At 56.6% G+C, this 13,903-nt stretch carries 10 protein-coding genes and 3 tRNA genes; 5 read left to right on the top strand and 8 right to left on the bottom strand.

Annotated features, from left to right (window positions below):
• Positions 1–10: 10 nt before the first annotated feature.
• Together tsaE and nnr are read right to left on the bottom strand one after the other, a co-directional pair.
• Positions 11–472: a tRNA (adenosine(37)-N6)-threonylcarbamoyltransferase complex ATPase subunit type 1 TsaE gene (tsaE, locus tag PGR09_RS19455; protein WP_032715469.1), complete on the bottom strand. Its 462-nt coding sequence runs from the start codon at positions 470–472 to the stop codon at positions 11–13.
• Positions 465–1,976 carry a bifunctional ADP-dependent NAD(P)H-hydrate dehydratase/NAD(P)H-hydrate epimerase gene (gene nnr / locus PGR09_RS19450; RefSeq protein ID WP_196796547.1) on the bottom strand — a complete coding sequence of 504 codons (1,512 nt, stop codon included), beginning with the start codon at positions 1,974–1,976 and terminating at the stop codon, positions 465–467. Before nnr ends, tsaE begins: the two co-directional genes overlap by 8 nt.
• A gap of 13 nt (positions 1,977–1,989) precedes the next feature.
• Here nnr and queG point away from each other — a divergent pair, with 13 nt between their 5' ends.
• Positions 1,990–3,129, top strand: a complete 1,140-nt coding sequence (queG, locus tag PGR09_RS19445) for a tRNA epoxyqueuosine(34) reductase QueG (protein WP_045396859.1) — start codon at positions 1,990–1,992, stop codon at positions 3,127–3,129.
• Positions 3,130–3,399: 270 nt separating this feature from the next.
• On the opposite strand, the gene PGR09_RS19440 is transcribed toward queG, so the two are convergent.
• The 3 genes from PGR09_RS19440 to PGR09_RS19430 form a co-directional block, all read right to left on the bottom strand.
• Positions 3,400–3,475: transfer RNA gene (locus PGR09_RS19440), tRNA-Gly, on the bottom strand.
• Between the two features lie 71 nt (positions 3,476–3,546).
• Positions 3,547–3,622: transfer RNA gene (locus PGR09_RS19435), tRNA-Gly, on the bottom strand.
• 71 nt (positions 3,623–3,693) lie between these two features.
• A tRNA-Gly gene (locus PGR09_RS19430) sits at positions 3,694–3,769 on the bottom strand.
• 292 nt (positions 3,770–4,061) lie between these two features.
• Between PGR09_RS19430 and PGR09_RS19425 the strand changes: the two genes are divergently transcribed.
• Positions 4,062–4,793: an arginine ABC transporter substrate-binding protein gene (locus PGR09_RS19425; RefSeq protein WP_430916462.1), complete on the top strand. Its 732-nt coding sequence runs from the start codon at positions 4,062–4,064 to the stop codon at positions 4,791–4,793.
• A gap of 41 nt (positions 4,794–4,834) precedes the next feature.
• Here the strand turns inward: PGR09_RS19425 and orn are convergent, their stop codons facing one another.
• Complete coding sequence (gene orn, locus PGR09_RS19420; protein ID WP_015704162.1) at positions 4,835–5,380, bottom strand: oligoribonuclease; 546 nt, start codon at positions 5,378–5,380, stop codon at positions 4,835–4,837.
• A 94-nt stretch (positions 5,381–5,474) separates the two neighbouring features.
• Here orn and rsgA point away from each other — a divergent pair, with 94 nt between their 5' ends.
• The 3 genes from rsgA to mscM all read left to right on the top strand — a co-directional run bounded on the left by rsgA (position 5,475) and on the right by mscM (position 11,000).
• Positions 5,475–6,536, top strand: a complete 1,062-nt coding sequence (gene rsgA, locus PGR09_RS19415; protein ID WP_430916434.1) for a small ribosomal subunit biogenesis GTPase RsgA — start codon at positions 5,475–5,477, stop codon at positions 6,534–6,536.
• A 150-nt stretch (positions 6,537–6,686) separates the two neighbouring features.
• On the top strand, positions 6,687–7,649 hold the full coding sequence (gene asd / locus PGR09_RS19410; RefSeq protein WP_063414415.1) for an archaetidylserine decarboxylase: 963 nt from the start codon (positions 6,687–6,689) through the stop codon (positions 7,647–7,649).
• Positions 7,650–7,673: 24 nt separating this feature from the next.
• On the top strand, positions 7,674–11,000 hold the full coding sequence (gene mscM / locus PGR09_RS19405) for a miniconductance mechanosensitive channel MscM (protein ID WP_213797877.1): 3,327 nt from the start codon (positions 7,674–7,676) through the stop codon (positions 10,998–11,000).
• Between the two features lie 43 nt (positions 11,001–11,043).
• Here mscM and yjeM read toward each other — a convergent pair whose 3' ends face one another.
• Entirely contained in the window at positions 11,044–12,546 is a 1,503-nt protein-coding gene (gene yjeM / locus PGR09_RS19400; RefSeq protein WP_380377811.1) for a glutamate/gamma-aminobutyrate family transporter YjeM, read from the bottom strand.
• Between the two features lie 202 nt (positions 12,547–12,748).
• Positions 12,749–13,726, bottom strand: a complete 978-nt coding sequence (gene epmA, locus PGR09_RS19395) for an elongation factor P--(R)-beta-lysine ligase (protein ID WP_045380118.1) — start codon at positions 13,724–13,726, stop codon at positions 12,749–12,751.
• Positions 13,727–13,903 lie beyond the last annotated feature (177 nt).

Genomic DNA, 13,903 nt, shown 5'->3' with positions numbered 1-13,903 from the left:
ATCCTATAGGCTAAATGGCTAAACGCGCCAATAAAGACTCACCCAATGAAGAGACCGCCGTTACGCGCGCCTCACGCCCTTGCGCCTGGTAATCCAGGTGAATTTCGACATCCGGGTCAGGCAGTACACCCGCGCCTTGTTGTGGCCATTCCACCAGGCAGATGGCATCGTTAGCGAAGTAATCGCGGATCCCCATAAATTCGAGCTCCTCAGGATCCGCCAGGCGGTACAGGTCGAAGTGATACACCATCAGATTTTCGAGGGTGTAAGGCTCTACCAGCGTATACGTTGGGCTTTTGACATTGCCGCGGTGGCCAAGGGCCTGTAGAAAACCGCGGCTGAAGGTGGTTTTACCCGCGCCTAAATCGCCATACAGATAGATAACCGTCGCGCCGCTACAGGCCTGCGCTACGCGGTTGCCAAGGTCTAATGTCGCCTGCTCGTCGGGTAAAGGAATCACACGGTTAATCATGGTCTAGGTCAATCACATCCGGGTTAACAACACGCCTTAGCGTGCAAAAAAGATCGGTCGCCAGCATCCCGCGGGCACCATCTCTGGCGGCCAGCCGGTCTGCGGCTTCGCCGTGCGCCACGCAGCCTGCGCAAGCGGCATCATACTGGGTCAGCCCCTGTCCCAACAGCGCGGCGATAATGCCGGTGAGCACATCGCCCATCCCGCCGCTGGCCATTCCGGGATTACCGGCATCAATGATACCGATTTCGCCCGCGTCATTCGCCACTACGGTTCCTGCGCCTTTTAGCACCACCACGCCGCCATACCGTTTTACCAGACGCTGTACAGAATGTAAGCGATCGCTTTCAACTTCTGCCACGCTGATATTCAATAAACGGGCGGCTTCGCCAGGATGCGGGGTTAACACGCGATTGTGACGTTTATCGGGATTGATTGCCAGCAGGTTCAACGCGTCGGCATCCCAGACCATCGGTTTGCGAAAATTCTCTACCTGTCGCAGCGCCGCTTTACCCCACTCGCTTAGCCCAAGACCGGGACCAATCGCTACGACATCCGCCCACTCCAGGCTTTCGCTAAGAGAGTCACCGTTCAGCTCATGGACCATCAATTCCGGCCTGGCAGTCACAATGCCCGCGATATTTTCCGCCCTGGTCAGCACGCGTACTAAACCCGCGCCGGCACGTAGAGCGGCCTCGCCCGCCATACGAATGGCGCCAGCAGTGCCGCGATCGCCGCCAATAATCACCAGCCGACCATGCGAACCTTTATGCGACGTCGGACGACGCGGCGGCAGCCAGCCTGCCAGCTGCGCCGCGGAAAAACGGCGAATAGCGGTGTTTTGCCCGGCAAGCCAGCGCTCTAGGCCGAGCGCATGATGATGTAAGCGCCCGACAACGTCGCGGGCATTACCGGTCAGCAGACCGGGTTTTAGCGCGATAAACGTCAGGGTATGGGCGGCGTGGATCGCCGCGCCAGGCGTCGCGCCGGTTTGCGCGTTCAGCCCGGAGGGAATATCAAGCGCAATAACCGGCGCGGGGTAGGCGTTCGCCAGTTCAATCAGCCCGGCGACATTAGCGCGCGGCGCGCTATGCAGGCCGGTGCCGAGCAGCCCGTCAATAATCAATGAGATATCATCAGGCCAGGCGCTATCGGCGGCGTGGATGACGCCGCCGGCATTGAGCCACTCTTCCCGTGCGGCCTGCGCCTCTTCCGGCAGCGGCTTATCGCTTTCCAACGCCAGTAGCGTTACCACGATGCCCTGCGCCTGCGCCAGCCGCGCGACCACGTAGCCGTCGCCGCCGTTATTGCCGTGGCCGCAGAGGATTAACCAGCGCTGGCTGGCGGGATAAAGGCTGCGGGCCAGCTGGAACGCCGCCTCGCCGGCGCGGCGCATCAGTTCAAAAAGCGTCAGCCCGAGACTATCCGCCGCCTCTCTTTCCGCCTGGCGCAGCGTCTCCGCTGACCATACGATGTGTGGTATACTGTCAGGGTTTTTCGTCATTGTATGGTCCATCATGTCACAGCCCCTCGATCTCAATCAGTTAGCGCAACAAATCAAACAATGGGGCACCGAGCTTGGCTTCCAGCAGGTTGGTATTACCGATACCGATCTCAGCGCCAGCGAACCTAAGTTACAGGCATGGCTGGATAAACAATACCATGGCGAAATGGAATGGATGGCTCGCCACGGCATGATGCGCGCCCGGCCGCATGAACTGCTACCCGGTACGCTACGCGTGATTAGCGTGCGTATGAACTATCTGCCCGCCAATGCTGCTTTCGCCAGCACCCTGAAAGATCCCGCGCTGGGTTACGTTAGCCGTTATGCCCTGGGGCGTGATTATCATAAGCTGCTACGTAACCGCCTGAAAAAACTTGGCGAGATGATTCAGGAACAGTGTGCTTCGCTCAATTTTAGACCGTTTGTCGATTCCGCGCCTATCCTGGAGCGGCCCATCGCTGAAAAAGCGGGTCTTGGCTGGACAGGTAAGCACTCACTTATCTTAAGCCGCGACGCCGGATCGTTTTTCTTCCTCGGCGAATTGCTCATCGATCTTCCGCTGCCGGTAGACCAGCCGGTTGCCGAAGAGTGCGGGCGCTGTGTCGCCTGTATGACTATCTGCCCGACCGGCGCCATCGTCGAGCCCTATACCGTCGACGCGCGGCGCTGCATCTCTTATCTGACCATCGAGCTGGAAGGCGCCATCCCGGAAGAATTTCGTCCGCTGATCGGCAACCGTATTTACGGCTGCGATGATTGCCAGTTGATTTGTCCGTGGAACCGTTTTTCGCAGCTTACCGATGAAGAGGACTTCAGCCCGCGTAAAGCGCTACATGCGCCGCAGCTGATTGAGCTGTTCGCCTGGAGCGAAGCCTGGTTCCTGAAAGTCACCGAGGGGTCGGCGATACGTCGTATCGGCCACTTACGCTGGCTACGCAATATCGCCGTCGCGATCGGTAATGCCCCGTGGAATGAAGCCAATCTGGCGGCGCTGGAAAGTCGCCGAGGTGAGCACCCACTTCTCGATGAACACATTGAATGGGCGGTTGCGCAGCAGATCGAAAAGCGAAATGCCAACGTTGTCGAAGTGCAGTTGCCGCAGAAACTACGCCTGGTCCGGGTGGTCGAGAAAGGATTGCCGCGCGACGCCTGATTCATTCACAGGCTGTGAATAAAAACAAAAACACATTGCGTTTCAACGGGCAGACGTACGTCAAGTGATCGAATTAACAGTTTGAAATGAAATTTAAATGTTAAATTTCAATCAGATACGAAAATACTATTTACAAAGTGAAGCATTTGTCGCGCAGTCAGCCAAACGACAGCCTGTGGATAACTCTGTTTACAGTATTTTGGGATAGGCAATGAAAATCATCCCCGGCGCGATTTAGCACTGTGGATAAATTGGATAAAGGAAGAAATTTGGAGCGGGAAACGAGACTCGAACTCGCGACCCCGACCTTGGCAAGGTCGTGCTCTACCAACTGAGCTATTCCCGCTTACATCGGTTTCCAATTTACCTGCTGGTAACCTGAAAACTATGCTTTGGTATGGTGTGTCTTTCAAATTTTGGAGCGGGAAACGAGACTCGAACTCGCGACCCCGACCTTGGCAAGGTCGTGCTCTACCAACTGAGCTATTCCCGCTTACATCGGCTTTCAATCTACCTGCCGGTAGCCTGAAAACTATGTTTTGGTATGGTGCTGCTTTCAAATTTTGGAGCGGGAAACGAGACTCGAACTCGCGACCCCGACCTTGGCAAGGTCGTGCTCTACCAACTGAGCTATTCCCGCGTTACTGCTTTTTTGCCATATTTCGATGGCGTCGTAATTTGCATTTCTGCGTCGTTACGGGAGGCGCATTATACGAGAATTCGATTCACCTGCAACCCCCTGGCGAGCACTTTTTTTCGTTTTTTGTTTGAATGGACATTTTCTCGCCACACAGCCCACTGAATTGTATAAATAACCGCCATAATTAGCAAAATATCTTTTTCCCCCCGCGCGAATGGCGCAAAATCGCCCGCACGACACCGCGGTGGCTATCCGCGAAAAGGTCCACCATGACGACTATCAGGGATTCAGAATGAAAAAAGCGCTTTCCGTCCTGCTGCTGACCACATCGATTATCGGAACGGCTTCCGCTGAGACGCTCCATTTTGGCACCACAACCGCCAATCCGCCGTTTGAGACCGTCAAAGGCAAAGGTCAACCTACGGGTTTTGACATTGATTTGGCCAATGCGCTGTGTAAACAGATGCAGGCGGAATGCAAATTCACGCCGCAGCGCTTTGATACCCTCATCCCGGCGCTACGCTTTAAAAAGTTCGACGCTATTATTGCCGGCGTTGAAGTATTGCCGATGCGTGAAAAGCAGGTTGCCTTCAGCCAACCTTATCGCCAAGAGCTCTCCGGAGTGGTAGTCACGGCAAAAGACGCCGCCCACGGGTTTGCCGACCTGCAGGGTAAAAAGCTCGCCGTCGTCAAAGGTAGCGTCCACCAGCGTTATCTACGCGATAAACAAAAAGGCATTCAAGCCGTCGCCTTTGGCAGCGATAGCGACGCGCTGGCGGCGTTGAAAAGCGGCGAAGTCGACGGCGCGATCGGCGATTTAGCGACGATGGACCAGTGGCTGGCGGATAATCCTGATTACGCCGAGATGAAAGAGCGCGCCACCGACCCGGCCTACTACGGCAAACAATATGCGATCGCGGTACGCAAAGACGACCCGGAATTGCTTAAGCAGATTAACGACGCGCTGGAGGCAGTGAAGGCGTCGCCGGAGTTCCAGCAGATGGAACAGAAATGGTTTAAGTAAGGCAGCAAAAAGAACGGGGCCATGTCGGCCCCGTTTACGCTTCAGAGCTTAATAAAATGCTCGCGATAGTAAGCCAGTTCGGCGACGGATTCGCGGATATCGTCCATCGCCTGGTGAGTGCCCTGCTTTTTAAAGCCATCGAGGATTTCCGGCTTCCAGCGGCGCGCCAGCTCTTTCAGGGTGCTGACGTCGAGATAGCGATAATGGAAGTAAGCTTCCAGTTCCGGCATATATTTGAACAGGAAGCGGCGGTCCTGACCGATGCTGTTGCCGCAAATTGGCGATTTTCCCGCCGGCACCCACTGCTTGAGAAACTCAATAGTGGCCAGTTCCGCTTCGCGGTCGCCCACGGTACTGGCCTTCACGCGATCGACCAGGCCGCTGCCGGTATGAGTGCGCACGTTCCATTCGTCCATTAGCGCCAGCTGAGCATCAGACTGGTGCACGGCAATGGTCGGGCCTTCTGCCAGAATATTAAGATTCGCGTCGGTGACCAGGGTGGCGATTTCGATAATGCGATCGCGCTCGGGATCCAGCCCCGTCATCTCAAGATCGATCCAAATCAGGTTGTTTTCATCTGCACTCATGCTATTTTCCACCCTTCTTGCGTGACTATATTCATCTAAAATAGCGTGTATCATAGAGGTTTTGCCCCATCAGGGCGACCAGGAGCCAGTTCGATTGAGTAAAAATAAGCTCTCCAAAGGCCAGCAGCGCCGCGTCAAGGCCAACCACCAGCGCCGCCTGAAAACGACTTCGGAGAAGGCCGACTACGATGACAACCTGTTTGGCGAGCCTTCTGAAGGTATCGTCATCAGCCGTTTTGGTATGCATGCCGATGTCGAATCCGCGGATGGCACGACCCACCGCTGCAACATTCGCCGGACCATTCGTTCTCTGGTAACCGGCGACCGCGTGGTCTGGCGGCCAGGTAAAGACGCCGCCGACGGGGTCAACGTCAAAGGTATCGTCGAAGCGGTACATGAACGCGCCTCGGTGCTAACGCGCCCGGACTTTTACGACGGCGTGAAGCCTATCGCGGCAAATATCGACCAAATCGTCGTGGTTTCGGCCATTTTACCCGAACTATCGCTCAATATTATCGATCGCTATCTGGTGGCCTGCGAAGCGCAGAATATCGAACCGCTGCTGGTACTGAATAAGATAGACCTGCTGGACGATGACGGCATGGCCTTCGTTAACGAGCAGATGGATATCTATCGCCAGATCGGTTATCCGGTATTGATGGTGTCCAGCCATACTCAGGACGGCCTGAAGCCGCTTGAAGAGGCGCTGACCGGGCGCATCAGCATCTTTGCCGGCCAGTCCGGGGTGGGTAAATCCAGCCTGCTGAACACGCTGCTGGGACTGCGGGATGAGCAAATCCTGACGAACGAAGTCTCCGATGTGTCAGGGCTCGGCCAGCACACCACCACCGCCGCGCGTCTTTATCACTTCCCGCACGGCGGCGATGTGATCGACTCCCCGGGCGTGCGCGAGTTCGGGCTGTGGCATCTTGATGCGGAACAAATCACCAACGGCTTTGTCGAATTCCATGATTATTTAGGCCATTGCAAGTATCGCGACTGCAAGCACGACACCGACCCAGGTTGCGCCATTCGCGAAGCGGTAGAAAAAGGCGCTATCGCCGAAAGCCGTTTCGCCAACTATCACCGCATCCTGGAAAGTATGGAACAGGTGCAGGTAAAAACGCGTAAAAGCTTTTCATCAACCGACGACTGACATTTAAGCTGTCGTCGCTATACGTACTCGCTTTGCCAGCAAGACGGCGCGGATACAATTCGCTGAAGTTTACGTATAGAATCGTCCCCCTTTTCAGTACCCCGCGCCAAAGCGGGGTCAGGAACGACAATTAACGGCCTGGAGGCTACCTTGTTAAACTCGTTTAAACTCTCACTGCAATACATTCTGCCTAAACTGTGGCTCACCCGCCTCGCAGGCTGGGGGGCAAGTAAACGAGCAGGCTGGCTGACTAAACTGGTTATCGATCTGTTCGTCAAATACTACAAGGTCGATATGAAAGAGGCGCAGAAGCCGGATACCGCCGCTTACCGCACCTTCAACGACTTCTTCGTCCGCCCGCTGCGTGATGACGTTCGCCCGCTCAACACCGATCCCAACGTACTGGTGATGCCGGCTGACGGCGTTATCAGCCAGCTTGGCGCTATCGAAGATGACAAAATTCTGCAGGCCAAAGGCCACAATTACACCCTGGAGGCCCTGCTGGCAGGTAACTACCAGATGGCCGACCTGTTCCGTAACGGTAGCTTCGCCACCACCTACCTGTCACCGCGCGATTATCACCGCGTGCATATGCCGTGCAACGGCATCCTGCGCGAGATGATCTACGTTCCGGGCGATCTGTTCTCGGTCAACCACCTGACGGCGCAAAACGTACCGAACCTGTTTGCCCGCAACGAGCGCGTCATCTGCCTGTTCGATACTGAATTCGGTCCAATGGCGCAGATTCTGGTGGGCGCAACGATTGTTGGCAGCATCGAGACCGTCTGGTCCGGCACCGTGACGCCGCCGCGCGAAGGCATTATCAAGCGCTGGACCTGGCCTGCGGGCGAAAGCGAAGGCTCCGTTGCGCTGTTGAAGGGTCAGGAGATGGGGCGCTTTAAGCTGGGCTCAACGGTAATTAACCTGTTTGCGCCAGGCCAGGTGAAGCTGGTTGAACAGCTGCAAAGCCTGTCAGTCACCAAAATCGGCGAACCGCTGGCGGCGGCCGTAGAAGCGGACATATCCGCGGAACCTGCGCCGTTGCCGGAAGAAGAGATCCGCGCCGAACATCGCGCCAGCCCGCTGGTTGACGACAAACAAGACGAAGGTTAATTCCTGACGACAAAGGGTTACGCCGTGCGCCTGATATACACTTTTCTGTTGGCCTTGAGCCTCAGCTTCGGGGCGTACGCAGCGACGGCCCCGGACGTCAAACAAATCACCCAGGAACTGGAACAGGCGAAGGCGGCGAAACCCGCCCAGCCTGAAACCGTTGAGGTCCTGCAAGCCGCGTTGAATGCGCTGGAAGAGCGCAATGCCTCCGTTGAGCGTGCTCGCCAGTACCAGGATGTTATCGATAATTTCCCCAAACTGTTTCAAACTCTCCGCACCCAGTTAGCGAATGTCAGCGAAACGCCTCACCAGGTACCTACCGCCCTCACCGCCGACGCGCTGAATCAGGAGATCCTGCAGGTCAGCAGCCAGCTTCTGGAAGCCAGCCGCCAGGCGCAGCAGGAGCAGGATCGGGCGCGGGAAATTGCCGACTCTCTCAACCAATTGCCTCAACAGCAAACCGACGCCCGCCGCAAGCTTAACGAAATTGAACGCCGCATCGGCGCGCAGCCCGGCAATACGCCGCTGGCGCAGGCGCAAAATCTCGGCCTGCAGGCGGAATCCGCGCGTCTGAAAGCGCTGGTCGACGAGCTGGATCTGGCCCAACTCTCCGCTAACAACCGCCAGGAGCTGTCGCGCATCCGCTCTGAGCTGGCGCAGAAACAGAGCGAACAACTCGATGCCTACCTGCAGGCGCTGCGCAATCAGCAGAACAGCCAGCGCCAACGCGAAGCGGAAAAGGCGCTGGAGAGTACCGAGCTGTTGGCGGAAAACAGCGAAAACCTGCCGCCGGGGATCATCGACCAGTTCAAAATTAACCGCGAGCTATCGCAGGCGCTCAACCAGCAGGTCCAGCGCCTTGATCTGGTTGCCTCGCAGCAGCGGCAGGCAACCAATCAAACGCTCCAGGTGCGCCAGGCGCTGAACACCCTACGCGAACAGTCGCAGTGGCTGGGATCATCGAATCTACTCGGCGAAGCGCTTCGCGCCCAGGTCGCCCGTCTGCCGGAGCGCCCGCGCCCCCAGCAACTGGATACTGAAACGGCCCAGTTGCGCGTGCAGCGCTTGCATTACGAAGACCTGCTCAGCAAGCAGGCGCAATTACGTCTGATTCGCCAGGCCGACGGCGAACCGCTCACCGCGGAACAAAACCGCATCCTGCAGGCGCAGCTGCGTACCCAGAGCGAGCTGCTTAACTCGCTGCTGCGCGGCGGCGATACCCTGCTGCTCGAACTGACGAAACTGAAAGTCGCCAACGGCCAGTTAGAAGACGCGCTGAAAGAGATTAACGAAGCAACCCACCGCTATCTGTTCTGGACCTCGGACGTCAGCCCGATTGGCTTCTCCTGGCCGCTGGAAGTGGTGCAGGATCTGCGTCGTCTGATCTCGCTTGATACCATCAACCAGCTCGGCAAGGCCAGCGTCATGATGCTGACCAGCAAAGAGACGCTGTTCCCGCTGTTTGGCGCGCTGGTACTGGTGGGCTTCAGTATCTATTCGCGCCGCCACTTTACCCGCTTCCTTGAGCGCTCCAGCGCGCGGATCGGTAAGGTGACTCAGGATCACTTCTGGCTGACGCTGCGCACCGTGTTCTGGTCAATTCTGGTGGCATCTCCGCTGCCGGTATTGTGGATGACGCTCGGCTATGGATTGCAGGCGGCCTGGCCCTTCCCGCTGGCGGTCGCCATTGGCGACGGCGTGACCGCCACCGTGCCGCTACTATGGGTGGTGATGATTTGCGCCACCTTCGCCCGGCCGAATGGATTGTTCATCGCCCACTTCGGCTGGCCGCGCAACCGCGTCGCCAAAGCCATGCGTTACTACCTGATGAGCATCGGGTTGATCGTACCGCTGATTATGGCGCTGATCATGTTCGATAATCTCAACGACCGTGAATTCTCGGCCTCTCTGGGCCGCCTGTGCTTCATGCTGATATGCGGCGCGCTGGCGCTGGTTACCTTGAGCCTGAAGCACGCCGGGATCCCGCTGTATCTTGATAAAGCGGGCGACGGCGAGAACATGGTGAACCGTCTGCTGTGGAACCTGCTGCTCGGCGCGCCGCTGATCGCGATGCTGGCGGCGGCAGTGGGCTATCTTGCCACCTCGCAGGCGCTACTGGCGCGACTGGAAACCTCGGTCGCCATCTGGTTCCTGCTATTGGTGGTCTACCATATCATCCGCCGTTGGATGCTGATTCAGCGTCGGCGTCTGGCCTTCGATCGCGCCAAACACCGCCGGGCGGAAATCCTCGCCCAGCGCGCCCGCGGCGAAGAAGATACCGCCCACTCCACCAGCACCGAAGGCTCGGTCGAAGCGGAAGTCAGCGAAGTCGACCTCGACGCCATCAGTACCCAGTCCCTGCGCCTGGTCCGTTCGCTGCTGATGCTGATAGCCCTGCTGTCGGTGATTATCCTGTGGTCGGAAATTCACTCGGCATTCGGCTTCCTCGAAAATATCTCGCTTTGGGACGTGACCTCCACGGTACAGGGGGTTGAAAGTCTTGAGCCCATTACCCTCGGCGCGGTATTGATCGCCATTCTGGTGCTGATTATCACCACCCAGCTGGTGCGCAATCTCCCGGCGCTGCTGGAACTGGCGATTCTGCAACATCTGGATTTGACGCCGGGTACCGGCTACGCCATCACCACCATCACCAAATATCTGTTGATGCTGATCGGCGGACTGGTTGGCTTCTCGATGATTGGTATTGAGTGGTCGAAACTGCAGTGGCTGGTGGCGGCGCTCAGCGTCGGTCTTGGTTTTGGTCTACAGGAAATTTTCGCCAACTTTATCTCCGGCCTGATCATCCTGTTTGAGAAACCAATCCGTATCGGCGATACGGTCACTATCCGTAGCCTGACCGGTAGCGTGACGAAAATAAATACCCGCGCCACCACCATCAGCGACTGGGACCGTAAAGAAATCATCGTGCCGAACAAAGCGTTCATCACCGAACAGTTCATCAACTGGTCGCTGTCGGATTCGGTCACCCGTGTGGTGTTGACTATCCCGGCGCCCGCGGAGGCCAATACGGAAGAGGTTACACAGATTCTGTTGACCGCCGCTCATCGCTGCTCGCTGGTGATTGATACCCCGGCGCCGGAAGCGTTTCTCGTTGACCTGCAGCAGGGGATTCAGATTTTCGAGCTGCGTATTTACGCCGCCGAGATGGGCCACCGTATGCCGCTGCGTCATGAGCTGCATCAGCTGATTCTGGCAGGTTACCGCGCGCACGGCATCGACATGCCGTTCCCACCGTTCCAGATGCGTCTGGAAAGCCTGGATGGTCTGCGCAGCAGTCAGCCGCTGAACTCAGCGGGTAAAAGCAGCCGTACCCCAGGAAGTTTGTAAGCACTAACTAGCCCGGTGAGCGATTCACCGGGCATTCTCTTTCTTAACCCTCCGCCAGGGCTACCTGTACCGCCGTTCTCTGACGATAGTTCTCGTAGATCCCTAATGCCAACAGCGAGAAGAAAATCGGCCCGCCGACCATCCATAGCGTACTGTTCCAGTCACCGGAATCCATCACCGGCTGAATAACGGTGAAGATATTGGCGAACGCTACCACCAGTACCACTATCGTCGTTGCCAGCAGCGTACTTATGCGGCTTTTGAACATCACAAATGGACGATCGAGCTCGGCTTTGGCCTTAAAGAACGGGAACGCGATCGCCAGGAACAGATACGGCAAGGTCATCGAGACGTTAGCCATCAGCGTTAGCTTGTTATAAAACGCCGAGGCGGTATCGCCGCCGAAAGAGACCAGCAGAATAAACAGACTCACCAGCAGGCATTGCAGCCACATGGCGTTAGCCGGCATACCATTGGCGTTGACTTTGGTCATCATCGTCGGCCACAGCGCTTTCGGCGTCCCCTGAATAATCGCCTTCAGCGGTGAATAGCTCAGGGTGAAGAATGCGCCGGTATAGGCCAGGAACATCGACAACCCGGTAATGCGCGCAAACCATACGCCGGTCAGCGCCGCCGCCTGCGGCGACAGATGCAGCGCTTGTCCAAGCGTTGCTCCAAGGCTGGTCATCAACACATAGGTGATATTGCCGAGGTTGGTACTGTGGTTGCTCAATACCTGCTGCCAGTTGGCGCTGACGCCCCACAGCACGATGGCCAGCGAGTAGCCGATCGAAATCACCAGCGCGGCGATAATAATGCCTTTGGCAAAGTTCTTTTCCGGCTTCTCGGTTTTATCCACCAGCCCGCCGACCGCTTCAATCCCGCCATAGGCGAAAATGGCGAACACCACGAAAGACAGCATCGCCAGACCCGATTGATATCCTGGATTCGGCGACGCGGTGAAATCCAGCGGCTGGGCGAAATGACCGCCGTTCAGTAGCACAATCGCCCCGCTCACCAGCAGCAGTACCAGATTCAGGCACATCACCGCGATACCGCCGACGGCGGTAATTTTGGCAATCTTATTTATCCCTTTCGCCGCCACCAGCGTCACCAGCACCATCCAACAGGCGGCCAGTACGCCGACGGTTTGCGTCGAGGTTAAGCCGGCAAAAGCCCAGCTCTGAGTTTTATCCGCGCCGAACAGAAAAGTCGAAAACGGGACCCAAATTTTCGCCGCGGTGCTGACCATCCACACCACATAGGATGAAAACCACATAAAGGTGCCAATAAATGCAAAGCGCGGCCCGACGCTACGGTTCATCCACGAATAGATCCCGCCCTCTTCCTTACGATATGCCGAGCCCATCTCCGCCATCATTAAGGCGAAAGGAATAAAGAAAAACAGCGCCGAGAAAAGATAAAACGGCATCGCGCTATAACCCATCAGATAAAACGCCGAAGGGCTATTGGCAAAGCCAAACACCGAAGTGAAGATCATTAATATCAGCCCAATCAGGCTCATCTTCTTGATTTGTTGAGGCATAAATCGATCCAAACGTGAGCGTCGCCGAACGACGTCGCCAGGTAAGCAGAAATAGAACGCGGATCCTAGCAATATTCCAGTTTGAAATTGTGGTTATTAGGGCTAATGCAGTCGGGAGAACTGTAAAAATCTTTGAATGAAGGGGATAACGCTAACGGCGGGAAACGGCTTCCCTCTCCTCATGAAAGGGAAGCGCAGTTAATCAGGCGCGATCGACGGTGAACGAGATCACTTCGCCGATGGTCTCTACCCCCAGTGCCAACATCACCAGGCGGTCTACGCCCAGCGCGACGCCGGAACAATCCGGCAGGCCGGCTTCCAGCGCGGCCAACAGGTTATAGTCGATGGGCTGCTCCGGCAGGCCGCGGGCCGCACGTTTGCGGTTGTCCTGCTCAAAACGCTGCTGTTGTTCGCGCGCGTCGGTTAGTTCATGGAAACCGTTCGCCAGCTCCATCCCCTTGTAGTAGACCTCAAAGCGCTCGGCGACGCGGTGATCTTCGGTGCTGATCTGCGCCAACGAAGCCTGGCTTGCCGGGAAGTGATAGACGAAAGTCGGACGTTCTTTACCGATGTGCGGCTCTACGCCCATGGTGAACAGCAGCTGCAGCAGCGTATCGCGATCTTCTTCCGTATCAGCGATATTACTGAGATCGAGTTTTGCCGCCACTTCACGCAGCTGGGTTTTGTCCGCCGACAGCGGATCGATCTCCAGATAGCGCTGGAAGGCCTGTTGATAAGAGAGGCTTTCCGCGGGTTGGCACTCGAGCACCTGCTGCAGTAAATCGTCAACTTCGTTAATCAGACGGTACATGTCGTAGCACGGACGGTACCACTCCAGCATGGTGAACTCTGGATTGTGGTGGCGGCCCATCTCTTCATTGCGAAAGCTTCGGCACAGCTGAAATACCGGCCCGCACCCGGCGGCCAGCAGCCGCTTCATGTGGTATTCCGGGCTGGTCATCAGATACAGATTCAGACCCTGAGAGTGGCCGGGGCCGACGAAACGGGTTTCAAACGGGAACATGTGGATATCGGTCACCGTTGCCTGACTCATACAAGGCGTTTCCACCTCCAGCACGCCGCGGTCGGTAAAGAAACGGCGAATTTCCGCCATTACAGCCGCACGTTTTAACAGATTTGGAATGGATGCGCTCGGCTGCCAGGTTGCCGTCTCGCTCATGGTACTTTTCTCCGATTTCATACAAGGGCACGAAGTCTACTCGCAACCGTCGAGTGAAACAAATTTTGTGCAATCCGGCGGCGATATTACATCCTGATAATTTATTGCTAACTTAATTGCATAAATAAAATTGATAAATCAGCGCACGGATTGATAAAAAAATCGAACGCGTCAATT

The organism is Klebsiella sp. 141251 (genome assembly GCF_050600725.1).
GTDB classification, from domain to species: Bacteria; Pseudomonadota; Gammaproteobacteria; order Enterobacterales; family Enterobacteriaceae; genus Klebsiella; species Klebsiella aerogenes.
This window is presented reverse-complemented; position numbering and strand designations above follow the sequence as displayed.